General features: G+C 70.1%; 24 protein-coding genes. 17 read left to right on the top strand and 7 right to left on the bottom strand.

The window, feature by feature from the left end; translation table 11 throughout:
* Positions 1-80 precede the first annotated feature (80 nt).
* Positions 81-638, bottom strand: coding sequence for a TetR/AcrR family transcriptional regulator (locus tag VHU88_06325; GenBank protein HEX3611286.1), 558 nt, complete (start codon positions 636-638; stop codon positions 81-83).
* 97 nt (positions 639-735) lie between these two features.
* Here VHU88_06325 and VHU88_06320 point away from each other — a divergent pair, with 97 nt between their 5' ends.
* The 5 genes from VHU88_06320 to VHU88_06300 all read left to right on the top strand — a co-directional run bounded on the left by VHU88_06320 (position 736) and on the right by VHU88_06300 (position 3,948).
* Positions 736-1,500 carry an SDR family oxidoreductase gene (locus VHU88_06320; protein ID HEX3611285.1) on the top strand — a complete coding sequence of 255 codons (765 nt, stop codon included), beginning with the start codon at positions 736-738 and terminating at the stop codon, positions 1,498-1,500.
* Between the two features lie 59 nt (positions 1,501-1,559).
* Positions 1,560-1,829 (top strand): type II toxin-antitoxin system prevent-host-death family antitoxin, encoded by a 270-nt coding sequence (locus VHU88_06315; GenBank protein HEX3611284.1) that lies wholly within the window; start codon positions 1,560-1,562, stop codon positions 1,827-1,829.
* Positions 1,819-2,220, top strand: coding sequence for a type II toxin-antitoxin system VapC family toxin (locus tag VHU88_06310; protein HEX3611283.1), 402 nt, complete (start codon positions 1,819-1,821; stop codon positions 2,218-2,220). Before VHU88_06315 ends, VHU88_06310 begins: the two co-directional genes overlap by 11 nt.
* 71 nt (positions 2,221-2,291) lie before the next feature.
* Complete coding sequence (locus VHU88_06305) at positions 2,292-2,939, top strand: DUF1345 domain-containing protein (protein HEX3611282.1); 648 nt, start codon at positions 2,292-2,294, stop codon at positions 2,937-2,939.
* Positions 2,940-3,069: 130 nt separating this feature from the next.
* Entirely contained in the window at positions 3,070-3,948 is an 879-nt protein-coding gene (locus VHU88_06300; GenBank protein ID HEX3611281.1) for an alpha/beta hydrolase, read from the top strand.
* Between the two features lie 11 nt (positions 3,949-3,959).
* Here the strand turns inward: VHU88_06300 and VHU88_06295 are convergent, their stop codons facing one another.
* Entirely contained in the window at positions 3,960-4,499 is a 540-nt protein-coding gene (locus VHU88_06295) for a PadR family transcriptional regulator (GenBank protein HEX3611280.1), read from the bottom strand.
* Between the two features lie 83 nt (positions 4,500-4,582).
* Here VHU88_06295 and VHU88_06290 point away from each other — a divergent pair, with 83 nt between their 5' ends.
* From VHU88_06290 to VHU88_06265, 6 genes are all read left to right on the top strand, one after another.
* Positions 4,583-6,109 (top strand): class I adenylate-forming enzyme family protein, encoded by a 1,527-nt coding sequence (locus VHU88_06290; protein ID HEX3611279.1) that lies wholly within the window; start codon positions 4,583-4,585, stop codon positions 6,107-6,109.
* Complete coding sequence (locus tag VHU88_06285; protein ID HEX3611278.1) at positions 6,102-8,519, top strand: xanthine dehydrogenase family protein molybdopterin-binding subunit; 2,418 nt, start codon at positions 6,102-6,104, stop codon at positions 8,517-8,519. Before VHU88_06290 ends, VHU88_06285 begins: the two co-directional genes overlap by 8 nt.
* Positions 8,520-8,556: 37 nt before the next feature.
* Positions 8,557-9,336, top strand: coding sequence for an enoyl-CoA hydratase/isomerase family protein (locus tag VHU88_06280; protein ID HEX3611277.1), 780 nt, complete (start codon positions 8,557-8,559; stop codon positions 9,334-9,336).
* Positions 9,337-9,342: 6 nt separating this feature from the next.
* Positions 9,343-10,224 (top strand): FAD binding domain-containing protein, encoded by an 882-nt coding sequence (locus tag VHU88_06275; GenBank protein ID HEX3611276.1) that lies wholly within the window; start codon positions 9,343-9,345, stop codon positions 10,222-10,224.
* Positions 10,221-10,952, top strand: a complete 732-nt coding sequence (locus VHU88_06270) for a (2Fe-2S)-binding protein (protein ID HEX3611275.1) — start codon at positions 10,221-10,223, stop codon at positions 10,950-10,952. Before VHU88_06275 ends, VHU88_06270 begins: the two co-directional genes overlap by 4 nt.
* Before the next feature lie 178 nt (positions 10,953-11,130).
* Entirely contained in the window at positions 11,131-12,231 is a 1,101-nt protein-coding gene (locus VHU88_06265; protein ID HEX3611274.1) for an alpha/beta hydrolase, read from the top strand.
* A gap of 149 nt (positions 12,232-12,380) precedes the next feature.
* Here VHU88_06265 and VHU88_06260 read toward each other — a convergent pair whose 3' ends face one another.
* Both VHU88_06260 and VHU88_06255 read right to left on the bottom strand, forming a co-directional pair.
* Positions 12,381-12,542 (bottom strand): hypothetical protein, encoded by a 162-nt coding sequence (locus tag VHU88_06260; GenBank protein HEX3611273.1) that lies wholly within the window; start codon positions 12,540-12,542, stop codon positions 12,381-12,383.
* 216 nt (positions 12,543-12,758) lie between these two features.
* Positions 12,759-13,022, bottom strand: a complete 264-nt coding sequence (locus VHU88_06255; GenBank protein HEX3611272.1) for a hypothetical protein — start codon at positions 13,020-13,022, stop codon at positions 12,759-12,761.
* Positions 13,023-13,264: 242 nt separating this feature from the next.
* Here VHU88_06255 and VHU88_06250 point away from each other — a divergent pair, with 242 nt between their 5' ends.
* Positions 13,265-13,534 (top strand): WhiB family transcriptional regulator, encoded by a 270-nt coding sequence (locus tag VHU88_06250; protein HEX3611271.1) that lies wholly within the window; start codon positions 13,265-13,267, stop codon positions 13,532-13,534.
* An 865-nt stretch (positions 13,535-14,399) separates the two neighbouring features.
* Here the strand turns inward: VHU88_06250 and VHU88_06245 are convergent.
* Positions 14,400-15,059, bottom strand: coding sequence for an NAD(P)H-dependent oxidoreductase (locus tag VHU88_06245; protein HEX3611270.1), 660 nt, complete (start codon positions 15,057-15,059; stop codon positions 14,400-14,402).
* A 100-nt stretch (positions 15,060-15,159) separates the two neighbouring features.
* On the opposite strand from VHU88_06245, the gene VHU88_06240 reads away from it, so the two are divergent.
* The 4 genes from VHU88_06240 to VHU88_06225 all read left to right on the top strand — a co-directional run bounded on the left by VHU88_06240 (position 15,160) and on the right by VHU88_06225 (position 18,827).
* A complete protein-coding gene (locus tag VHU88_06240) occupies positions 15,160-15,672 on the top strand; it encodes a MarR family winged helix-turn-helix transcriptional regulator (protein HEX3611269.1) in 513 nt (170 codons plus the stop codon).
* A 121-nt stretch (positions 15,673-15,793) separates the two neighbouring features.
* A complete protein-coding gene (locus tag VHU88_06235) occupies positions 15,794-16,933 on the top strand; it encodes a TIGR03857 family LLM class F420-dependent oxidoreductase (GenBank protein HEX3611268.1) in 1,140 nt (379 codons plus the stop codon).
* Positions 16,930-18,033, top strand: coding sequence for a phosphotransferase (locus tag VHU88_06230; protein ID HEX3611267.1), 1,104 nt, complete (start codon positions 16,930-16,932; stop codon positions 18,031-18,033). The genes VHU88_06235 and VHU88_06230 overlap by 4 nt, the downstream gene beginning before the upstream one ends.
* A complete protein-coding gene (locus VHU88_06225) occupies positions 18,030-18,827 on the top strand; it encodes an SDR family oxidoreductase (protein ID HEX3611266.1) in 798 nt (265 codons plus the stop codon). The genes VHU88_06230 and VHU88_06225 overlap by 4 nt, the downstream gene beginning before the upstream one ends.
* A gap of 10 nt (positions 18,828-18,837) precedes the next feature.
* On the opposite strand, the gene VHU88_06220 is transcribed toward VHU88_06225, so the two are convergent.
* Positions 18,838-19,482: a TetR/AcrR family transcriptional regulator C-terminal domain-containing protein gene (locus tag VHU88_06220; protein ID HEX3611265.1), complete on the bottom strand. Its 645-nt coding sequence runs from the start codon at positions 19,480-19,482 to the stop codon at positions 18,838-18,840.
* 242 nt (positions 19,483-19,724) lie between these two features.
* Here VHU88_06220 and VHU88_06215 point away from each other — a divergent pair, with 242 nt between their 5' ends.
* Positions 19,725-23,069: a transglutaminase family protein gene (locus tag VHU88_06215; protein ID HEX3611264.1), complete on the top strand. Its 3,345-nt coding sequence runs from the start codon at positions 19,725-19,727 to the stop codon at positions 23,067-23,069.
* Between the two features lie 57 nt (positions 23,070-23,126).
* Here VHU88_06215 and VHU88_06210 read toward each other — a convergent pair whose 3' ends face one another.
* Positions 23,127-23,792, bottom strand: a complete 666-nt coding sequence (locus VHU88_06210) for a peroxiredoxin-like family protein (protein HEX3611263.1) — start codon at positions 23,790-23,792, stop codon at positions 23,127-23,129.
* Positions 23,793-23,798 lie beyond the last annotated feature (6 nt).

The raw sequence follows: 23,798 nt of genomic DNA, 5'->3' as shown, positions 1-23,798 counted from the left end.
GCGCCGGTCAGTCCGGTGATGCGTCGGTCGGCCACCAAGGTTCGCCGCGTCAGTGCGGTGGCGCCTCCGACAGCGAGGCCTCATGGGCCTGCGCGCAGCAGTCCCTGGGCGATGATCCTCAGCATGGGGCGGACAGCGCCGGTATCGAGTCGGCCCTGGTCGGCGACGGCGGCCACGCCGAGCAGGAGACGGCACACCTGTTCCGGCTCTACGCCGCCGCGCAGGGATCCCGCGGCGCGCAACCGTTCCAGGACCTCGGCGTTGGCCTGCGCGAGCAGCTCGTACCTGGGCTGCATGGGAGTGCCGGGGTTGGCGAGGGCGGCGATCAACCGTGCGGGCCCGCCGCGGTACCGACGGATGTGGGCGACGAAGTCCTCCAACCAGGCCAACAGCACCTGCCACGGTGTCCGCTTGCTCGTCATGGCTCTGTCGACGGCAGTCCGGATCTGGTCGATCCAGTTGCCCATGGCCGCTTCGACGAGGTTCTCCCGGGTCGGGAAATGCCGGTAGAGCGTGCCAGGGCCGACCCCGGCCCGCTTCGCGATCTCGTCGAGAGACGCGTCGGTGCCGCTGGCCGCGAAGACCTCACTGGCCACCGCGACGATGTGGTCGTAGTTGCGCTGCGCGTCGGCACGCATGCCCACCTCCCTTTGACAATCGGAGACTGTCTCCGTATCGTCGAAACGGAGACACTCTCCAGATACATTACATGCCGGAAGGGCCCGGTGGGGCAGCATGACTGGTGCGTTGGAAGGTGAAGTAGCCGTCATAACTGGCGGCGCCCAGGGAGTCGGCTTCGGCATCGCCCAGGAGTTTCTCGAGGCAGGCGCGACGGTCGTCCTGACCGACCTGAAACAGCAACGACTCGACACGGCGGTCGCTCAGCTCGGTCCGAGGAGTTCCGGGATCGTGGCCGACGTCTCGAAGCGCTCACACATGGCGCAGATGTATCGCGAGGTACATCGCAGGCACGGACGCGTGGACGCAGTGGTGGCCAACGCCGGGGTCGGCGACAGCGCTCCGCTCGGCGGCATCACCGAGGACCAGTTCGATCTCATCTACGGCGTCAACGTCAAAGGCGTGCTGTTCACCGTTCAGGAGGCACTGCCACTGCTGCCCGCCGACGGAACCGTCGTCATCATCGGCTCGACCGCCTCGGTGCAGGCCCTGCCCGGGATGAGCCTCTACAGCGGCGCCAAGGCCGCGGTGCGCGCCCTCGTCCGGGGCTGGATCCAGGACATCAAGGGCTCCGGCGTCCGGATCAACGTGCTCAGCCCCGGGGCAGTGGACACCCCGTCCCTGCGGATTGCCCTGGCCGGCGCGTCGGGCGCCGATCAGGTCGATGCGAAGGTCATGCAGATGGGCGAAGGCAATCCCATCGGGCGACTGGCCGACCCACGAGAGATAGGCAAAGCGGCAGTCTTCCTCTGCGGTGCTGCCTCGAGCTTCATCACCGGTGTCGAGTTGTTCGTCGACGGCGGCATGGCCCAGACCGGCTGAGAGCATCGATTCCCGAGCGGTTGGTGCGGTACGGCCTCCCGATGTGCTACTAATAGCACATGACGTCGGTTGGGGTGCGGGAGTTGCGTCAACGGGCCAGTGAGTTGCTGCGCTTGGTCGAGGCAGGAGAGACGGTGGAGATCACCGACCGGGGTCGACCGGTCGCGGTGCTGGCGCCGCTGCCGGGCGGGCCGTTGGCGCGGTTGCGTGCGGCGGGCGAGGTGGAACCGGCGTCGGTGAGTGAGTTCTTCGAGCCGCCGATCGCCTCGGTCGAGGGTGCGGAGTCGCCCTCGGCGGTGCTGGCCCGGTTGCGAGCCGATGAGCGGTGAACGGGCGACCTACCTGGATTCCTCGGCGATCCTGAAGTTGGTGGTCGCCGAGCCGGAGTCGGCGGCGCTGCGGAACTTCCTTCGGCGGAGGCGTCCGTGGGTCTCCAGTGCGCTGGCGCGCACCGAAGTACTGCGCGCACTACTGCCACTCGGTGAGACCGGGGCGCGCAAGGGGCTGTCCGTGCTGGGCCGGGTCGACCTGATCCGCATCAGTACGCCACTGCTGCAGGATGCCGCAGCGTTGCAGCCGCCCGAACTGCGCTCCCTGGACGCGATCCACCTCGCGACGGCGTTGCGGCTGGGGGAGGACCTGGCCCGCTTCGTCGCCTACGACGCCCGACTGGCCGGTGCCGCCAGGGCCGCGGGTCTCATCGTCGACTCACCATCTTGATGACGGCCCGTCAGTTCCAGTCCGGCCGGGCGGGCTGACTGCCCGAGCAAGGTGGGTGACAGGGTGCTGTCATGCGTGGCGAAGTGGCGCTGTCCTCCACGGCGCGGGTCAAGTTGCTGGTGTCCTGTGTCGCGGGAGCCGCGGCGACGGTGTGCGCTGCGGCGTGGGGAGCCGGGCGCGGGGCTCCACTGCTCGGTTGGGACGTGCTGGCCACTGTGTACATGGTGTTGGTGTGGACGGCATTGTGGCCGCTGGACGGGGCGGCGACCGCAGCGCATGCGCAGCGGGAGAACCCGGGTCGCGATCTTGCCGACCTGGTCCTGCTGGGTGCCGCGGTGGCGAGCCTTGTCGCGGTGGGGGCGGTCCTGTTCGGAGCAGGCAGTGCACCGGGTGACGCGAAGTATGTCCGTGCCGGGCTCGCGTTGGCGTCGGTGTTCATCTCCTGGGCCCTGGTGCACACCGTGTTCACGTTGAAGTACGCGCAGATCTTCCATTCCGGGCCCGGTGGCGGGATCGATTTCAACCAGCCCGGCGACCCCTCCTACAGCGACTTCGCGTACCTGGCGTTCACGATCGGGATGACCTTCCAGGTCTCGGACACCGACATCGGCCGCAGCGACATCAGACGCACCGCGCTTCGTCACGCGCTGCTGTCCTATCCGCTGGGCGCGGTGGTCATCGCGGCCTCCATCAACCTCGTATCCGGTCTGGCCAAATGAAGCTGCGTCGCGTCGCGGACAGCCGCAGCGAGACGGCAGCGCGAGGATCTGGATTAGTCTGGGCGGGTCGAGCTGCGGGGGCTGAGCGATGGAAGTGGCACGCCGGGATGTGACCGTTCACCGAGGCCAGGTGAGCTTCCTGGAATCGGTCGGCGACCGGCCGATGCCGGGTGTCGACCGGCACGTGGTGGTGCTGGTGCACGGTCTGGCGGGGGATTCGGCCACCTGGCTGCCGGTCCTGGAGGAACTGGACCGCCGCCGCCACGGGTATCGCTTCATCGCCCCGGACCTGGTGACCCCGGATCATTCCGATCACTCCCTGGGCGGCTACGCGAACGGAATCCGGGACCTGCTGGCGCGCCTGGGCCACCACCGGGCCACCGTCGTCGGGCATTCCCTCGGCGGCGGCATCGCGTTGCAGTTCGCCTACCAGTACTCGCACATCTGCGCCCGACTCGGCCTGATCAGCAGCGGCGGACTGGGACCGGAGTTGCACCCGCTGCTGCGCGCCGCGACCGTGCCCGGGGCGGAATGGGTCCTGCCGTGGCTGGCCCATCCCCGGGTGATCAGCGTTGCGGGCAAGCTCCACTCAGCTGCCCTGCGGCTGTCCTTCCCCGCCGCCAGGCCGTCCCTGCAACAGTCCGCCGCGGCCTTCGCCTCGCTGTCCGACGCGGCCCGACGGCGGGCCTTCGTGCTGGCCGCCCGCAACGTCATCGACAGATCCGGCCAGCGGGCCAGCGGCCTGGACAAGCTCTACCTGCTCGGAGACATCCCGACTCTGATCGTCTGGGGATCACTCGACCCACTGATCCCGGTCTCACACGGCCACGCCGCCGCCGAAGTCCTGCCCGGCGCCCGCTTCGAACTGTTCGAGGGTGCCGGGCACTTCCCCCACAGTGATCAGCCCGCCCGGTTCACCGACCTGCTGCTCGACTTCCTCGACACCACCGAACCCGCGGAATCGGACCCGGACACATTCGCGACCCGACTGGCCTCCGGCGCCGACTGAACTCCGTCGTCTCAGGGTGCTCCGGGGTCGGCGTACAGCGACTGCCAGAACCGCAACGCCGCGTGCTCCATCTCCAGGCCCAGTCGGAGGGTGACCATCCGGGGGGCAACCGCGTCGACGGCGCCGAACCGGTCCCGCATGCCCTCGTACACGCGGATGCGTTCGGTGTGCTGCGCGATCTGCTCGCGCGCCAGGCGCGCGACGTTGCCCGGTTCGCCGAGCTCGTTGAAGAACAGCTTCAGCTCCGCGATGTCACGCATCTGGAAGTGCTCGTTCGTCGGCGCCGCCAGCCAGGTCCGCAGCCGCGCCGCTCCGGCGTCGGTCAGCGAGAAGACCTGACGCCGACGGCCGTCGTGCTCCTCGGCGCACGCGAGGAGGCCGAGCTCGGCGAGCCTCCTCGGCTCGGAGTAGAGCGCCGCGTGCGGGAAGGCCCAGAAGTAGCCGACGGACCGGTTCACGGCTCGCTTGAGGTCGTAGGACGTGGACGGCCCACGCAAGCCGATCATCCCGAGCACCACGTAGGAGATGGGGGACAGGCGCTCCGTCGACACGTGACCAAGCATATAGTCGGATCCATACCATCTGATTTGGATGGTCTGTCGAATCAACCGGCGCCGAGCCCGGGGGTGATGCGTTGGACCTCGTCACCGCACTGGCGTGGGCCGCGCAGCGACATCCGAATCGGATGGCCGTGGGCGGGCGGGCCCGGATGACCTACCGGCAGTGGGATGCGCACACGAACCGGCTGGCCCGGCGGATGGCCGACCTCGGCGTCGGGCCCGGCGCCCGGGTCGCGTTGAGCCTGTCCGGCGGCGAGCCGCTGGCCAGCCTGCACCTGGCCACCCAGAAGCTCGGCGCCGTCTCGGTGCCGCTGTCCACCCGCCTCGGGCCGGCCGAACTGGCGTACTGCCTCACCGACGCGGAACCAGTCCTGCTCGTCACCGACGAGGGCACCGCGGCCGCGGCCGAGCAGACCGGCACCTGCGTGCCGCAGCGTGACGTCGCGGAGCTCGACGGCCACGACCGGCCGGACCACGCGCTCGGCCTCGCGGTGCCCGAGGACGAGATCAGCGTGCTGCTGTACACCTCCGGCACCACCGGGAAGCCCAAGGGCGTCCCGCGCTCGCATCGGGCCGAACACTCGGCGGCGGTCGCCCAGATCGCCCAGACCCAGCTGCGCCCGGGCGAGGTGGTGCTCGGCGTGATGCCGATGTTCCACACCATGGGTCTGCGCACGCTGCTGGCCAGCGTGCTGTGCGGGGGCACGTGGGTGCCGCAGGCGAAGGTTGACCCGGCCGAGTCGGTGGCGCTCATCCACGACGAGAAGGTCACCTCGCTGTACCTGGTGCCGGCCTTCTACTACGCGCTGCTCCATCAGGACGGGTTCGACTCGATCGACACCCTGGACCGCCTCGCCTACGCCGGCGCCGCGATGGCACCGATGCTCGCCGATCAGCTCGTCGCGGCGTTGCGCCCGACTGTGCTGGTCAATCACTACGGCAGCACGGAGATCTACACCTTCAGCATCGGTCCCGACGGGATCCGCAAGCCCGGCTGCGCCGGTCGCGCGGGCATGTTCAGTTGTCTACGGCTGATCGCACCGGAACCCGGCGCCGACCCGGATCACCTGGTGAAGCCCGGCGAGCAGGGCCAGGTCATCGCCTCGATGTCCAGCCCGGAGGCCTTCGGCGGCTACTGGCACCGACCGGACGCCGACGCAAAGGCAATCCGCGAGGGTTGGTACTACACCGGTGACCTCGCCACCGAGGACGACGAGGGCGACCTGTGGATCGCGGGCCGGGTCGACGACATGATCAACTCCGGTGGGGAGAACATCTACCCGGACGAGATCGAGGCCGCGCTGGCCCGGTGTCCCGCGGTCGGGGACGTCTGCGTGGTGGGGCTCCCGCACGAGCGGTGGGGCAGCGCGGTCACCGCGTTCGTCGTCCCGGCCGACGGCGTCGATCCGGCCGCAGCGCTTTCCGAGGTGGCCGGATTCGTGCGGGAGCGCGGCGGCCTGCCGGCGCTGAAGCGACCCAAGCGCATCGTCATCGTCGCCGCCGTCCCGCGCTCCGCGGTTGGCAAGACGCTACGGCGAAAGCTGACCGCCGGTGACTACGACGCCGTCGCCGAGGTCGACCTCGAGGTCGGCCGTGGCTGATCGCGCGCAGGCAAGCTGGATCGCCAGTCGGGTGGAGGACGCGCCGCTGCTCACCGGCCGGGGCCGCTTTCTCGACGACCTGGACCCGTTGCCCGGAACCCTGGTCGCCGCCATCGTGCGAAGCCCCCACGCGCACGCCCGCATCACCGACGTCGATCTCGAATGTGCTCGGCGACACCCCGGCGTCGCCGCGGTCATCGGGCCGGAAGAGGTCCGGGCACAGCTGCGCCCGTTCCCGCTGTCGGTGAGCACCAACATGCCTTATTTCCCAACCGGTACGGACAAGGTCCGGTACGTCGGCGAACCGGTCGCCGTGGTGGTGGCCACCGACCGGTTCGTGGCCGAGGACGCCGCCGAGTTGGTCACGGTCGAGTACGAATTGCTCGACGCCGTAGTCGGAGTGCACCCGGCGCTGGCCGATGGCGCCGTGCTGCTGCACGAGGAGAACGGGTCCAACCTCGCCACCGACCGAACCTTCAGCTTCGGCGAGGTCGAGGCGGCCTTCGCCGCGGCCGAGCACGTCGTCACCGGGGAGTACGAGTTCCCGCGGTACTCCTCGGTGCCGATGGAGTGCTACTCGGTCGTGGCCAACTGGCGTGAGGATGCCGACGGCCCGGCGGTGGAGGCGTGGGCCAATTTCCACGGCCCGTTCACGATGGTGCCGGTGATGGCCGCGGCGCTGGGCATTCCGACTTCCCGCCTACGTCTGCACGTGCCGGCCGACATCGGTGGCAGCTTCGGCATCAAGGCCGGGATCTACCCGTACGTTGTGCTGCTGGCTCTCGCGTCGAGGCATGCCGGTACCCCGGTGCGGTGGAGCGAGGACCGCATCGAGCACCTGCTGGCCAGTTCCTGCGGGGCCGACCGCTCGATGCGCTTCGAGGCGGCCGTGGCCGGCGACGGGACGGTCACCGCGTTGCGCGCCGACCTGCTCGACAACGTGGGCGCCTACCTGCGTCCACCCGAGCCCAGCACCCTCTACCGGTGCTACGGCAACCTCACCGGGGCGTACCGCATCCCGGCGGTCGAGATCCGGGCCCGCGCCGTGGTCAGCAACACGATGCCCACCGGCTTGAACCGGGGCTTCGGCGGCCAACAGTTGTACTTCGGCCTCGAGCGGTTGATGGACGCCGTGGCCGCGCGCACCGGTCTGGACGCGGTGGAGGTGCGCCGACGCAACCTGGTGCCGGCCGACGCCTTTCCCTACCGGACCCCGACCGGCGGGGTCTACGACTCGGGGGACTACGAGCGGGCACTGCTGCTCGCGGTGAAGGGCGCGGATCTGGACCAGCTTCGGGTGCGGCAGGCGCAGGCCCGTGGGCGCGGCGAGTACTACGGCATCGGGGTGGCCACGGTCGTCGACCCGTCCGGCACCAACATCGGCTACGTCGGCCTGGCCACCCCCGCCGCGGAACGCCGGCCGGGGCGGGACAAGTCCGGCTCGGCCGAGCACGTCCGGGTCAGCGTCGATGTGCAGGGCGTCGTGACGGTGCTGCTGGGCAGCGTGCCGCAGGGCCAGGGCCACGCCACGACGGCCCGTCGGGTGGCCGCCGCACGCCTTGGACTGCCCCTGGACGGTGTGCACGTGGTGGTCGAGATGGACACCGCGACGACCCCGTGGACGGTCACCTCGGGCAGCTACTCCTCGCGCTTCGCGCCGCTGGTCACCAGCGCGGTGGTGGGGGCCTGCGACCGGATCGCGGCCACCCTGCGAGCCGCGGCCGGCGTGCTGCTCGACGTCGATCCGGACTCCCTCGAGCTCGCGGCGGGCACGGTGCGCAGCACGGCGGATCCTGAGCGCTCGGTGCTGTTCCGGCACGCGGCCGGCCTCGTGCACTGGGATCCGGGCGCGCTGCCCGAGGGCACCGCGGCGCGGCTCTACGAGGAGGGCGTGTTCTCCCCGCCGCAGTCCCGGGCGGCGGCGCTCGACGACACCATAAACTCCAGCCTCTGCTACGGATTCGTCGCCGAGGTGGTCGCGGTACACATCGACCCGGAGACGCTCCAGCTCACGATCGACCGGGTCTCCAGCGTCCACGACTCCGGGACCGTGCTGGACCAGACCCTGCTCGACGGGCAGGTCCACGGGGCGCTCGCCCATGCCCTGGGCGGCGCGTTGTTCGAGGAGTTCACCTACGCCGAGGACGGCCAGCCGACCTCGGCCACTTTCCTGGACTACCTCTGTCCCACCTCCGCCGAGGCCACATTCCCGCTCGTCACCGACCACGTCACCACCCCCTCGCCGTTGACGCCGTTGGGTGCGAAGGGCTGCGCCGAGGGCAGCTCGATGAGCTTCCCGGTGGCGTTGGCCAACGCAATTTCTGACGCACTGTCACCCAGAGGGGTTTCGATCGACCGGCTGCCGCTGCACGGCAGCGTCCTGCACGACCTGCTCGAACGCCCGACCTGAACGTCCGAACGCTCGTCGAAATCCCCAGGAGCCGCACATGCCCACCACCGGTGGTGACGTCCTTCTCGATCACGGCCACGACGGTCAGGTCGCGTACCTCACGCTCTCGCACGGCGGGTACACCGTCGTGACGATGGAGATGCGCGCCAAGATGGCGCAGCGGTTCGCCGAGATCGACCGCGACGAGCACGTGCGCGCCGTGGTCGTCCGATCCGACGGCAAGCACTTCACCTCGGGCGGCGACATCGCCGGGTTCATGGAGGTGGACCCGATCGATCTCACCGCGCTCGGGCACGACATCACGGCGCCGTCGCGAAGCCCGAAGCCGGTCGTGGCGGCCGTTGACGGCTACTGCTTCGGTGTCGGTCTGGAACTCGTGCTCTCCTGCGACATCCGCCTGGCCACCGAACGCAGCGAGTTCGCGCTGCCCGAGATCAACCTCGGCATGATTCCCGGCAGCGGCGGCACGCAGCGCCTGGCCCGGCTGATCGGCCTGTCCCGGGCGAAGTACCACATCCTGACCGCGAAACGGATCAGCGCGGCAGCGGCCCACGACTGGGGCCTGATCGCCGAACTGCACGCCGACCGCGAGGCGTTGGACGGCGCGGTCGAGGCACTGGTGACCAAACTGATCGCCTTCTCGCCCGCCGCGCTGCGCACGGCCAAGGAGGTGCTCGACCGCGGCGTCGACGGGCCGCTGTACACGGGCATCGAGTTGGAGCGGAAGGCTTACGCGATGCTGCGCGGTACCCAGGACTTCGCCGAGGGCGTGAAAGCGTTCGCTGAGAAGCGCAAGCCGCACTTCACGGGACGCTGAGCGGCGATGAAGCCCGCCCCCTTCGCGTACGTCCGGCCGGCGACCCTGCAGGACACGATCGCCGAGCTCGCCGCCGCGGGCGAGGACGGCAAGATCCTCGCGGGTGGCCAGTCACTGCTCCCACTGCTGGCCATGCGGTTGAGCAGGCCCGGGACGTTGGTGGACATCAACGCCGTTCCCGGTCTCGACGGCATCGAGCTGAGACAGGGAATGCTGCGGATCGGCGCGACGGTGACGCAGCGTCAGATTGAACGCGACACCCGCGCCGCGACCGTCCCGCTGCTCGGTCTGGCGCTGCCGTTCGTCGGCCACCGGGAGCTGCGCAGCCGCGGCACGGTGTGCGGCTCCCTGGCGCACGCCGACCCGGGTGCCGAGCTGCCCGCGGTTGCCTCATGCCTGGGTGCGACGCTGGAGATCGCCGGGCCCGCCGGGCGGCGTACCGTGCCCGCCGCGGAATTCTTCGTCGGCGTGATGACCACGACGGTGGGCCCGGAGGAGATCGTGGTCGCCGTGAACTTTCCGGTAGCCGGGACTGGCGAGGGTTTCGGCTTCGCCGAGATCGCCCGCCGGCACGGCGACTTCGCTCTGGCCGGTGTCGTCACGCGCGTCCGCTCGGCGCAGGGACAGGTGCTGGACGCGACGATCACCGGCTTCGGAGTGTCCGACCGGCCGATCACCCGCGACGTGACCGGGTTCGTGGCCTCCGCCGCCGAGCAGACCGACAGCGCGGGCGCCCTGCGGGCCGGCACCGATGCACTCGCAGCCGAGGTCGTGGACACCGTCGGCGACGGCCACGGCTCCCGGGCCTACCGCCGCCGACTGTTCGCCGTCCTCGCGGCCCGCGAACTCGCCCGCGCGTTGCGCGGATCCCGAGGAGTCGAGTCGTGACAGCGGGGCAGCGCGCGGTAAAGGTCGCCGCCGACGGGCTCGCCGAGGTGGGCTTCACGGTGAACGGCTCGCCGGTGACCGTCCGGGTGCCCACCCGGATGCATCTGGCCGACGCGTTGCGCAACGACCTCGGCCTGACGGGTACTCATCTCGGCTGCGAGCACGGCGTCTGCGGCATGTGCACCGTGCTCGTGGACGGCGCCGCCGCCCGGGCCTGCCTGATCCTCGCCGTGCAGGCCGAGGGCGCCGAGATCGTCACGGTCGAGGGCCTGGGCACCCCGGACGACCAACATCCGTTGCAGCGCGCGTTCAGCCACCACCATGCGCTGCAGTGCGGCTTCTGCACTCCCGGCTTCCTGCTCAGCTCCTACGACCTGCTCGCCCATGGTGGTGTCGATCCGGACACGTTGCCCGCGGCGCTGTCCGGCGTCCTGTGCCGCTGCACCGGCTACCGAGGGATCCTGGCAGCGGTCGGGGACGTGGCCCAGGCCTACCCGGAGGGAATCCCCGCCCCGGGCAACTGCACTGCCCGCACCATTGTCGGGCACGAAACCGGCGGCGGGTCGGTGGCCGGCACGGGTTCGTCCGCGCAGTCGCCGGCGGCAAGCACTTCTCCACCCGCCGTCGGCGCCGGCCCGTTCGTGGTCGGCGCCAGGCCGGCGGGTGCCGCATTCCGGCGTGGTGCCGCCAAGTTTCGGCATGCGGTCCGCACCTGGTTCCGGCCGTGACGGGCCGTCAGCACTGCGCCTTCGCCCGGTAATAGGTGTCGCGACCGATCTGGTCGGTTGGACCGCCCGGGCACTGGCGCCGTCAGGCACGAAGGTTTCCGTCAGATGACCGCGGGAACCTCGTCACATTTCTGACCCATTGCGTTGCGGCGTTCGAAACATCGCTGCTGTCTTCTCGATGCGATCGCGGGCCGGGAAGGAGGACGGCGATGCCTGGGCGACCGGCAACATGTGGCGGCAGCGCCGGCCTGGCGGAGCCGTCGGCCTCGCGGCCTGCACCGACGCCATGACCAGTAACGGGGCCGTGCCGCAGTGCGTCGGTCTGCCACGGCGGTTCGTCACCGTCCACGGTCATCGCCGCGCCTACGTGCACTGCGGGGAGGGACCGCCGCTGCTTCTGCTGCACGGGATCGGGGACAGCGCCGACACCTGGCGGACCGTGGTTCCCGGACTTACCGAGCACTACACGGTAATCGCCCCGGACCTCCTCGGTCACGGCCTTTCCGACCGGCCGCGGGCCGACTACTCGGTAGCCGCCTACGCCTGCGGGATGCGCGACCTGCTCTCGGTCCTGGACGTCGAACGGGTCAGCGTGATCGGTCACTCCCTCGGCGGGGGCGTGGGCATGCAGTTCGCGTATCAGTTTCCGGAGCGCTGCGAACGTCTGGTACTGGTCTCCTCCGGGGGTGCGGGCCGACAGACCAATCAGCTGCTCCGGCTGCTCGCCACCCCGGGCGCCGAAACTGCGCTACCGCTGCTGGGCATTCCGGGAACTCGCCAGTTCATCGGCGTGCTGGCGTTCGCGCTGCGCGCGTTGGGCACGGATCTCGGGCGCGATGCGCAGGATCTGGGCCGGCTCTTCGAGGCCTTCCCGGACCGGACCGCGCGTAGCGCGTTCGTCCGCACCCTGCGTTCGGCGGTGGACCGGCACGGCCAGGTGATCACGATGCTCGACCGGTGCTACCTCGCCGAGGGCATCCCGGCCCTGCTGATCTGGGGCGGCCGCGACGCGGTCATTCCCGTGGCACACGGGCAGGTACTCAACCAGGCCATGCCCGGCAGCAGGCTCGAGATCTTCCCGGAAGCCGGTCACTTCCCGCACCACGCCGACCCGCGGAGATTCCTGCGCGTCGTGCAGGACTTTCTCGGCGAGAACCCACCGGCTTCCTACGACGTCGACCAGTGGCGCCGACTGCTGCGACGCGGTCCGTCGAGCGGTGACGTGGTGGAGGACGGCACGCTCCCGGCCCGAACAGGCATCACAGCCAGCGGGGCGTAGGCCCGAGCGCACCCGGATCCGCTGTGCGCAGGGAAGCGGCGTCGGGTCGGCTCGTGCCTGGGACCATCCACGCCCGGATCGGGTGGTGGCCGGGGTGTCCCGGCCACCGGCCACCACCCGTCTTCACGGACCGGCCCTCGCCGCGGCGCTCAGCCGTCGTCGGGAGCGAACATTCCCACGTGGGTGCGCCGGTTGCGGCCGGACCGCAACCCGTCCAGCAGGCGGGTCCGCGCAGTGCGGTTGGTGCGTGGCCGGGCGAACGAGATCACGACGGACGGGTTCGCAGTCGTGGGGGTCTTAGATGTGGACATGGAGCGCCTCCCTCTTTCCCGCGGGCCGATCCGGCCCGGGTCGCTCGAAAGTGTGGTGCCATCGCCTTCCGGTCCCCGGGTCGCGGGAACCTGCGATGAGACAACTGAACCGGACGCCTGTTGCGAGCAAATTGCACGGCAGTGAATACGGTCGGTGCGAACGCGCACGCCCGCGCGCCGTCAAGCGCTCCTTCGATGTCAATATCTGATGGCCTGTCAGTACTGCTGCGCCGGCGAGTCGACGGGCGCATCTCGTGGCGTCCCTGCTCGCGTCGACTGCTCGACGGACTGCGGCCCACCGGTCGCACCGCGTCGCCGAAGATTGACCAGGCCGGGCCAGTCCGGCGGCAACGCCCCTAGCCCGGGCCGCCCGTTGCCCCCTGAGCCCTTGCCTGTCAACGCGTGCTCCAGGCCCGGGCCAGTTGCGTTGCGGCGCTGCCACATGGTCACCAGGCCGGGCCAGTCCTGCGGGATCGGCATCAGTTCCTCCTGTGCTAAGTGATCTGGCCTTCATTCCGAGTTGACGTGCGTCGTGCGCAGTCTTCGCCCGCCTGTGGCGGACTCGCGTTGCCGGCCGATGTCGAGTTGATCAATCCAGCCGCACCGCCCGCGGTCGTGCGCTCGTTGGAGCGGGCCAGTGGGGTTCACGGCCGCGAAGTCGGCCGGAAACACAGGTCCGACAGGCTCACTACCGAGCCGCGCGAACGACAAGGGGGTCATGGATGGAGTGGTTGGAGCGGGCATCCTGCCGGGGGGTCGCCGACCCGGACGTGTTCTTCCCGAACCGGACCGCTGCCGGCGGTGCGCGGCAACTGCGTGCGGCCCGGGCGATCTGCGCCGGCTGCCCGGTCGCCCGGCAATGCCTGCAGTGGGCCGTCGCCCTCGAGGTCCAGGAAGGCGTTTGCGCAGGCACCACACCCGAGGAACGGCTGGCGTTGCGCTACTTCGAGGCGCGTCCAACCGGCCGCAGGCTCCGGCGGGCGTCCTGCTAGTGCTCGTGATCACCGCGGCGGCGCGGTCGACGAGCACGCCCGCTCGGCGCTCGACCGAGACTCGGTCCGGCCTGTCGCCCGCGCCGTGGGCCGGTCAGTCGGTCGGCGTTGTCGGCTGCGGAAGTGGGCGGCGCCGGACCGCCAGTCGGGTTCCGGGTCGGGACCACGTCGACCAGTTCGTGGCGGTGCCGGGCAGGGCCGGACCCCAGGCGGAGGCTGGGGCCGGCGGCGCGTCGGTGCCACAGTGGTCGCACAGCAACAGCAGGCCCGCGTAGAGGATTCGGTGCACCGCCAGATCGGCACCGCAGCGAGGGCAGTCGTCGTCTGTTCGCGACGGCTGTTGCGGCGGCTCCGATCCGGTCACAGTCCACCCGTCCTTCGCATCCTCGGCCTGGTCCTTCGAGAGTGGCGCGCTCGTGTTGCGCCGCTGCGACGCGCACGTGAACAACATTCGTTGGGGCCGTCAGGCGCGGGGCGGACCTCGGTCGCAGGATTCACGGTGGGCCGGGACCCGAAGCGCGACCGCAACCGTGCCGTAACAGCCACGACTTTCCGTCCGGGCACGATTGGCGGGTATGGCGGGGAACGTGTTGACGGTCGCGGCGGTCGCCGCCGGCCAGGGGATCGGCTCCGAGCCGGCCCAGCACGGGTGCACGTGGTGCCGGAGCGCGGAGGGCACCTGGTGCAGCTGCACCAGTGACTGCGGTTGCCGCGAGTGCCCCGTCTCACTCGTCGCGGAGGGCGCGGCCCCGTTCAGCTCCCCACCGGTCGCGGTGCCCCGCTTCCGGTAATCGACCCCGGTCCGGTACGTCGTGTCCGGGCCGCGGCCGGCTCCGGGCGGGGCCGGGACTGAGTTCCGTTGGGGTTACGCGGCGCGGGTCTGCGCCTGCCGGGCAAGCGTCCGGCCGTGGGCGTCCGCCGCGAGGTGTGCGTCCCGACGAGACTGCTCGGCCAGGGGTCGCAGCGACTCCATCGCCGGCACGACGGGAGCCATGGTCAGCTCTGCCTCGGCCCGATGCAGGTCCAGGCCGAACACGTCGCCGAGGATCCGCTGCACCCATGGTGTGGCATGGTCCCAACCCTCGCGGGGGGTGCCGGGGGCGTAACCGCCTCCACGGGCGATGGCGAGGACGCCCTGCCGTCCGGCCAACGGCTGCACGCTGCCGGGAGCGAAGCGCGGGTCGGTGAAGAGCAGATCGATCCAGGTCTTGAACGGCGCCGGGACGCTGAAGTTGTAGAGCGGCAGCGACACGATCACGGCGTCTGCCTCGAGGAGCTCGTCCGCCAGGCGCGCGGCGAGTCCGGTCGCCTCCCGCTGAGCGTCGGTGCGGTCGGCGGGCGGGGTCGAGCCGGCGGTGACCGCGTCCACCCAGGACGAGGCGAGCAGAGGGTCGGTGCCCAGATCACGGCGGACCACCACGCCGTCGGGGTGCTCGGCCAGCCAGGCGGCCTGCGCCGTGTCGGCGAGCTCGCGGCTGACCGATCCGTCGGTGCGAAGGCTGTTGTCCAGGCGGAACAGGCGCATCTCAGTCTCCTCGGTAAGCGGTTCAGCGGATCATCTGTGAAACAGAACATCTGTCGTGAAGAAATTCTTCCGCGCCGGCGTGGTTGATTAGGGTGTGACGATGAGCGCCGACCCGATCCCCGCCGCCCCGACCGGGGCGTGTGGCGCGCTGGGCGGCGACCTCGGCTGGGCCCTGGGGGCGGTGTTCCGCTCCTACGGCAAGGCCGCGACTGCCGTGATGGCCGATCTGCCGGGCGGGCCGCGCAGTTATCAGGTGCTTTCCGCGGCGGCCCATGACCAGCCGGGAACCCAACTCGCGCTGGCTGCCCGGATGGGCGTCGACCGCACCGTCATGACCTACCTCCTCGACGCGCTGGAGGAGGCCAAGCTCGTCACCCGTGTACCCGATCCGGCCGACCGGCGCGCCCGTCGCATCGGCATCACCAAGCGCGGGGCGAAGTTGCTCGCCGACCTCGACCAGCGCTTGGCCCTGGTCGAGACACAGGTGCTGTCCGCCCTCGATGCGGAGGAACGCGCCATGTTCCGCTCACTGCTGCAGCGCATCGCCACCCAGGCCGAAGCCCTCGATCCGGAGTCGGCCTGCGAAGTGACCACCGCGTGCCCGGTGTCCTGACGGACCCGGACCGACGGTTGACGTTTAACTATGTACGCCATACGGTATTCCGAATTCCGTATGACGTACGGTGATCTGTGCCGGACGGCTCGGCGGATCGGTCTGTGCAGGTGAAGGATCAATGGGAGAAGCGGATCTCACGGCACACGGTGTCGGCGACCTGGCGCCGGTCACACCGGATTTCAGCGCTTACATCATTGCCGGAGCGGTGAGTTCGGACCCGGCCAAGTTCGCGCGGGAGACGGAGGGACGCACTCCTGCGCAAGGGATCGAGGACGGGGTGGACGCCGAGCGGCTCGGGTTCCGCCGGGTGCTGATCTCCGAACGGTGGGACCTGAAGGAAGCCGACGTGATCCTTGCCGGCATCGGGGCGCGCACGACCCGGCTGGAACTGGTCACCGGCATCATCGTGCCGACGACGCGGCATCCGTGGATGATCGCCGCGCTGGGGGCGACGATGCAGGCGTGCTTCGGCCCGCGTTTCGTGCTCGGGCTGGGTCGCGGCGAGGTCGGTGCCTTCAAAGGCATGGGTATCGAGGTGACCAGGTTTCCCGCCATGGTGGACTGCGCCGGGATCATGCGTCGGCTGTGGGCCGGTGAGAGCGTGGCCTACCACGGTCAATTGGGCAGCTTCGACGCGTTGCAGCCGCACGAGACCTACGCCGGCCCGCAGCCGCCGATCTGGATCGCCGGGTTCTGCCACGACCGGGGCGCGGCGGTGGCTGCTGCGGCGTTCGACGGGGTGATCCTGCCCCCGATGCTGACGCCGGCGGCCACGGCGGATGCCGTGACGCGGATCCGCAAGGCCTGCGAGCAGATCGATCGTGATCCGGCCAGCATCCGCGTGGTTCAGCCGGTGGTGACGGCCCCTCAGATGGACGACTTCGAGGCGAGGTCGATCTCCGCAGGCAGGTTGGTCACCTATCTGCAGTACCCCTACTACGGGGACGTGCTGGCCGCCGCGAACGGCTGGGATCCGGCGACGGTACGTCGGATGCGAGAGCACCCGCAGTTGACCTCGGCACCCCGAGTCGGAGACCTGACCTTCCACAGGCACCAGATGGTCGAGGGGCCCGGCGCGGTGATCCCGTGGGAATGGGTTCTCGACTGCAGCGCGATCGGAACCGTCGACGAATGCGTGAGCTCGCTGCAGCGTTTCGTCGACGCGGGCGCCGACGAGGTCACCACCTACGGATCCACCCCGCGGCAGAACGCGGCACTGATCGAGGCGTGGCGTAAGCGACCGGAGGCATCTCGATGAGCGCGCACACACTCCCGGCCGTGGTTGTCGTCGACACCGTCGAGGACCTGACCCCGGAATGGCTCACCGCGGCATTGCGATCACGCGGCACGCTCGCACCCGGAACCGAAGTGGCGGCCGCGGACAGCGAGGTCATCGGAACGGGACAGCTTGGTCACGTCGTACGAACCACGCTGCGTTACGCCGGCGACGGTGCCGGCCCTTCCTCGGTCGTGGTGAAGCTGCCGTCCGAGGACCCCGGTAGCCGGCAGCTGGGTGCCGCGATGGGGGTCTACGAGGCCGAGGTCCACTTCTACGAACAGGTCGCGCCCCGACTCACCGGCCGCGTGCCCGACCTGTACCACGCCGCAGTCGACCCCGCGACGGGCCGGTTCACCTTGGTCATCGAGGACGTCGGGGCCAGCACGGTGCCCGGTGACATGCTCGCCGGCTGCACCCCGGACCGGGCCGCGCTCGCGATCGGCGAGCTCGTCGGGCTGCAGGCGCCGATCTGGAACGACCCCGAGTTGATCCGCCTGCCGTGGCTCGACATCGCACGCACCAGGATGCTCTTCGCCCAAGTGCCGCAATGCATCGAACTCTTCCGGGAACGGTTCGCCCACCGGCTCGATCCCGAGCACCTGGCCCTCGTCGAGCAGCTGGCGCCGTTGGCGCCTGTGGTGACCGACGCGGTCTGGAAGCCCCCGTTCGTGGTCGCGCACGGGGACTACCGCCTGGACAACATGATGTTCGGCATTACTGCGGCGGACCCGCCGATCGTGGTGCTGGACTGGCAGGGCGCCCGGTTGGCGCCGCCCCTTCTCGATGCGGCGATCTTCCTGACCACGGCCTTGGATCCCGGCCTGCGTGGCGAACTCGAGCGGGACCTGTTGGGCCAGTACCTCGACGACCTGAAAACCGCCGGGGTACGCGGGTTCGAGGCGCAGGACTGTTGGGAGAGCTATCGGGCCTGCTCGCTGTACCCGTTCCTGCTCACCGTCGCGGTATCGGTGACCATCTCGCGGACCGAGCGCGGCGACCAGATGTGGACCCGCATGCTCACCGGCGCCGCCGACCTGGTGCTCACCACTGGTGCAGCCAAATTGGTCGGCCGGGGATGACCATACCCACGCCCCGGGCCGGTCGGGCGGCGCTGATCACCGGTGCCTCCTCGGGCCTCGGGTTGGAGTTTGCGCGACAGCTGTGCGCTCGCGGTCACGACGCGATCCTCGTCGCCCGGCGAGCCGATCGGCTGGAGAGCCTGGCCGCCGATCTACGGAAGCGATACGACCGCAGGGTCGAGGTGCTGCCCTGCGACCTTGCCGACGCGGCCGCCCGAAGCCGGATGCTCGTCGACCTGGCGGCGCTCGACCTGGAGCTCGACGTTCTGGTGCTGTGCGCGGGATTCGGTCTGGGTGGGCCGTTCCTGCACCAGGACCCGGACCGCATCACCGCCATGGTCCGGACGAACGTCGAAGCAGTGATGGTGCTGTCACGTGCACTCATCCCGCCGATGGCGGAGCGACGTAGCGGCGCGGTCCTGCTCGTGTCCTCGATGGCCGGCAACCAACCGATGCCGAACTTCGGCGCCTACGCGGCCACGAAGGCCGCGATCACCTCGCTGGCACAGGCATTGCACTGCGAACTGGCCGTCCACCGGGTCGGCGTCACAGCCTTGTGCCCGGGGGGTGTGCGGACCGAGTTCTCCAGTGTCGGCGGCGTCGAGCATGTGGAGAAGCGCACTCCGGGTGTCGTCATGATCGGGCCCGAAGCCTGTGTTCGCGCGGGCCTGGAAGGGCTCGACCGGGGCAAGCGGATCGTCATGCCACGGGTGGGCGTTCGCGCGATGGCATGGTTCGGTTCACACGCGCCCCGAGCGCTCTGGCTGCCACTGTGCAAGAAAATGATGGCCTGACCGCGGTCGGTCAACCGCGACGCCGTCGGCGAAGACCCTGAAGCAGCAGGTCCAGGCCGAACTCGAAAGCCTCCTCCGAGGCATGGTCGGCGTACTTGTCGGCCAACGACGTAAGCCGCGGGAATTCCCCCGGGGGCAGATGGGGGATGGTTCCCGCCGCGCCCGAGGTACTGAGGCCGGCCTGGCCACCGGCAAATCCCGTGGTGTAGTACGCCAGCACCCCGAACGCGTGCAGCGCGGTGTCGGCATCGAACCCGGCGTCCAGCAGGATGCCCAACATTCGCTCGCGGACATGGAGCAATTCCGGTCGGTGGGCATTCCGGTTTATCACCAAGGTCGCCAGATGCGGGTACTGACGACACAACGCATGAATCTCACGCAATGAAGCTCGGATCTGCTCGTACCACGGCGCTTTCGTCCCTGGATCGTGGTGGAACTTGGCGAGCGCGAGCTGGGTGACCCCGGCCAGGACGTCGTCCTTGTTCTTGACGTACCCGTACAGGGTCATCGGGCGAACACCCAACGCCTGACCCAACTTGTGCATCGAGAACTTCTCCGGCGGCATCGACTCGATGAGTTCCAGCGCCGCCTCGAGAACCTGTTCCCTGGTGAACCGAGGCAACGGCCCGGGACGACCCGGTGGGCGCTCGGTCACCGGGCCATGGTTGCACGTCACCCAGGCCCCGAGCCGCGGCCGCGGCCGGCCAGTTGCAACCGGTCCCCGCGTGGATGCAAAGCTGTAGTTCCGCACCCGACGGCGCGAATGAAGCGCTGCGCCGGTGGTAGCCCACGAATGATCGGCAGGCCAGGCGCCGCGGGCTCCGGTAAACCGTTGGAAACGTGCGGCTGCCAACCTGGGCCGACGTCAGGGCGCCCGGCGCGGGAAAGGGGTATGGCATGGCAGCTCGGGTCGCCTTGGAGCACCGCACGACCTACCGGTTCGACCGGCCGGTCGAGGTCGGGCCGCACACGATCCGTCTGAAGCCTGCCCCGCACTGCCGCACCCCGATCAGCGGCTACGCCCTGCGCATCAACGGGGCCGAGCACTTCGTCAACTGGCAGCAGGACATCTACGGCAATCACGCGGCCCGGGTGGTGTTCCGGGAGCCCACGGACTTCCTGGAGTTCACCGTCGACCTGATCGCGGACATGACCGTGATCAACCCCTTCGACTTCTTCCTCGACCCCGTCGCCCGCCACTGGCCCTTCGACTATCCCGCCGAACTCATGGCAGACCTTGAGCCGTACTTGCGGCCGGTCCAGGAGCCGGATGCTGCCGGCGGCGGAAGCGGTCCACGGCTGCGGGAGTGGCTGGCCGGTATCGAGTTGACCGGCACCAAGGACGTACCGACGGTCGACTTCCTGGTCATCCTCAACCAGCATCTGGCGGCGGCGATCGAGTATTCGCTGCGCCTGCCCGAAGGCGTCCAGTCCCCGGACCGCACGTTGGAACTGGGCGTGGGTTCCTGTCGCGACAGCGCGTGGGCACTGGTCGGCGCCCTGCGCACCCTCGGCCTGGCCGCCCGCTTCGTGTCCGGATATCTGGTCCAGCTCGCCCCCGAGGGCGAGGCAGGCCCGGTGCGCGACTTCACCGACCTGCACGCCTGGGCGGAGGCCTTCATCCCGGGGGCCGGGTGGATCGGCCTGGACTCGACCTCGGGACTACTGGCCGGGGAGGGCCATCTGCCGTTGGTCGGCGCACCACGCCCGGAGCAGGCAGCGCCCATCAGCGGCACCACCAGCCGCGCGGTCGCGACCTTCGAATACAGCAACCTCGTGCACCGCATCCGGTCCGACCCGCGGACCGCCGGACCCTACCGGCCCGAACAGGTCGAGGCGATCCACTCCCTCGGCCGGTCGGTCGACCAACGTCTGCAAGCCGGCGACGTGCGGTTGACGATGGGTGGTGAGCCGACGTTCGTGTCCGTCACCGACCGGGAGTCCGCCCAGTGGCGCTTCGCGGCCGACGGGGAGGACAAGCGACGGTTGGGCGCCGCACTGGCCCGCCGACTGGCGCAACGGTGGGCGCCCGACGGGATCCTGCATCACGGTCAGGGCAAGTGGTACCCCGGTGAGCCGCTGCCCCGTTGGCAGATCACCCTCGCCTGGCGCACCGACGGGCAGCCGCTGTGGTCGGACCCCGGACTGCTGGCCGATCCCTGGGGCCCACCGTCGGCCCCGGCCGCGGCCGCGACCGGCCTGACCGCCGCCATCGCTGCGAATCTGGGTGTGGCCGCCGACTGCGTCAGCCCACTGTTCGAGGACCCGCTGGACCGGCTCGCGGCCGAGGCGCAGCTGCCGTCGGGCGCGCAACCCGCCGGCCTCCCGCCGATCGCCCCGGCGCAGGCCGAGGAACGGGCTGCGTTGGTCGCCGCGCTGGACGCCGAACGCGGCGAGCCGGTCGGGTGGGCGATCCCACTCAGCTGGGCCGAGGACGACTCCGGCTGGGTCACCACCCGATGGAACACCCGCCGCGGCGCGGTCTTCCTGCGCCCCGGCACCTCCCCGGCCGGGTTTCGCCTGCCCTTGGACGCACTGGCCTGGTCCACCCCCCCGCCACCGCCGCCCCCCTCCGGGTACGCCCCGCTGTTCCCACTGCCGGACGTCGGGCCCGGTTCGGCCGGAGACCGTCCCGCCGCGCAGGTGGTATCCCCGGATCGGGCTGCCGGCACCGCGTTGTGCGTTCAGGAACGCGACGGGCACCTGTTCGTTTTCCTACCCCCGTTGCCCGATGCCGCCGTTTGTACCGAACTGCTGGCCGTCGTGGAGGACGCGGCCCGCGCCGCGGGAGTACCGGTCGTGCTGGAGGGATACTCCCCGACCGGGGACCGCCGGTTGCAGTCGCTGTCGGTCACCCCCGACCCCGGTGTGATCGAGGTGAACGTCCACCCGGCCGCCGACTGGACCGCGATGGTCAAGACCGCCGAGGTTCTGCACGCCGAGGTCACCGAGATCGGGCTTACGGCGGAGACCTTCGCGATGGACGGCATCCGCACCGGCACCGGCGGCGGCGGGCACCTGACTCTGGGCGGTGCCGGGCCGGCCGACAGTCCGCTGCTGCGTAGACCGGACCTGCTCGTCAGCATGCTGACTTACTGGCAGCACCACCCGGGGTTGACCTACCTGTTCTCCGGGCGCTTCGTCGGTCCGACCAGCCAGGCACCGCGCGTCGACGAGGCGCGGCACGAATCCCTGTACGAACTGGAGATTGCCTTCGCCGAACTCGCCGCACTGGCCGACGAGCCGGAAGGCACCCGCCCGTGGCATGTCGACCGGGCGCTGCGCCATCTGCTGGTGGACATCACCGGCAACACCCATCGCGCGGAGTTCTGCATCGACAAGCTCTACTCCCCGGACGGCGAACGGGGCCGGCTGGGTCTGCTCGAGTTGCGGGGCTTCGAGATGGCACCGCACCCGGACATGTCCCTGGTGCAGGCACTCCTGGTGCGAGCGCTGGTAGCCCGTTTCTGGGAGAACCCCTACCGTGCACCGCTGGTCCGCTGGGGTACCCGACTGCATGACGAGTTCCTGCTGCCCGAATACGCCTTGGCCGACGTCGCTGACGTCGTGGCCGACCTCAACGCCCACGACATCGCCTTCGACCCGGCCTGGTTGGAACCCTTCGCCGAGTTCCGTTTCCCACGCCTGGGCTCGGTGGTGGTCGCCGGTGTCGGGCTGGAAGTTCGCGCGGCCATCGAGCCCTGGCACGTGCTCGGCGAGGAGGTCGCCGCCGGCGGCACGGCCCGATACGTCGACTCCTCCTGTGAAAGGGTCCAGATCAAGGCCAGCGGCGTCGTTCCCGGTCGACACGTCGTGCTCTGCAACGGTATTCCGCTGCCGACCGGTCGGTGTCGCGTCGCCGACACCGTCGTGGCCGGGGTACGGTTCCGTGCCCGGACGCCACCCTCGGCCCTGCACCCGACCATCGGCATCCACTCACCGCTGGCCATCGAACTCCTCGACACCTGGAACGACCGGTCGCTGGGCGGGTTCACCTACCACGTGATCCACCCGGGCGGACGCGACTACGACCGGTATCCGATCAACGCCGCAGAGGCGGAGGCCCGGCGCGCGGCCCGCTTCCAACCCGAGGTCAGCACGCCCGGGCAAAGTCTCGTCACCGGCCGGCGCGCCCTGCCGCCGCAGGCTCCGGAGTACAGCTGCACCCTCGATCTACGTCGTACCGCTACCAGCCGCGCATCACGGCCGGCAGTTGCCGACCCGGCCGGCCGCGAAACCTGAGGCACCGTCACCGGGCCGGAGCTTTCGTGGCCCATCCGCGTCGGGTCGTACGAAGCTTCAGCGAGGAAGCCCGGCCAGGTGTTCGAGGATTTCGGCCGGCTCCGTGCGGGTGGTGTAGTCCGGATGGACGTCGATCCAGCGGATCTCGCCCGCCGCGTCCACCACGACCACCGTCGGCATCGGGATGCCTGCCGTGCCGTCGGCGTTGCCTGCGGCGACGTCGATCCCGACTCCGGCGACCGCTGCCTGGGCGGCCGCGCCGAACGCGGTGAGCACCCCGAGCGCAACCGCGATCTGGTTGCCAGGATCGGAAAGCACGGGGAACGCCAACTCGTTCTTCTCCTGAAGCGACAGCGCCTCGTCCGGCTTCTGCGGACTCAGCGCGATCAGGACGCCGCCGCGGGAGGACAGCTCCGAGGCCAGCGCGTCCTGGTACGCCCGAAGGGTGATGTTGCAATAAGGACACCACGCGCCGCGGTAGAGCACGATCACGGCGGTGCGGCCGGCGCGCGTCGCGCTCAGTGTTGTGGCTCGCCCGTGGGCATCGAGCAGATTGGCGTCCGGCATGGGCGATCCGATGGCGGGCAGCGCTCCGGGAGCACTTGCGCGGTGGGCGTTCTGCTCCTGGACGATCACCTCCCAAACGTCGGCGGGGAACAGGCCCGGGACCTGGGTGTGGAACGCCTCGACCCGTTCGGCGATGGTCTGGTCGGTCGTGGTCATCGGAGC

The sequence above is a fragment of the Sporichthyaceae bacterium genome (assembly GCA_036269075.1).
GTDB lineage: Bacteria > Actinomycetota > Actinomycetes > Sporichthyales > Sporichthyaceae > DASQPJ01.
This window is presented reverse-complemented; position numbering and strand designations above follow the sequence as displayed.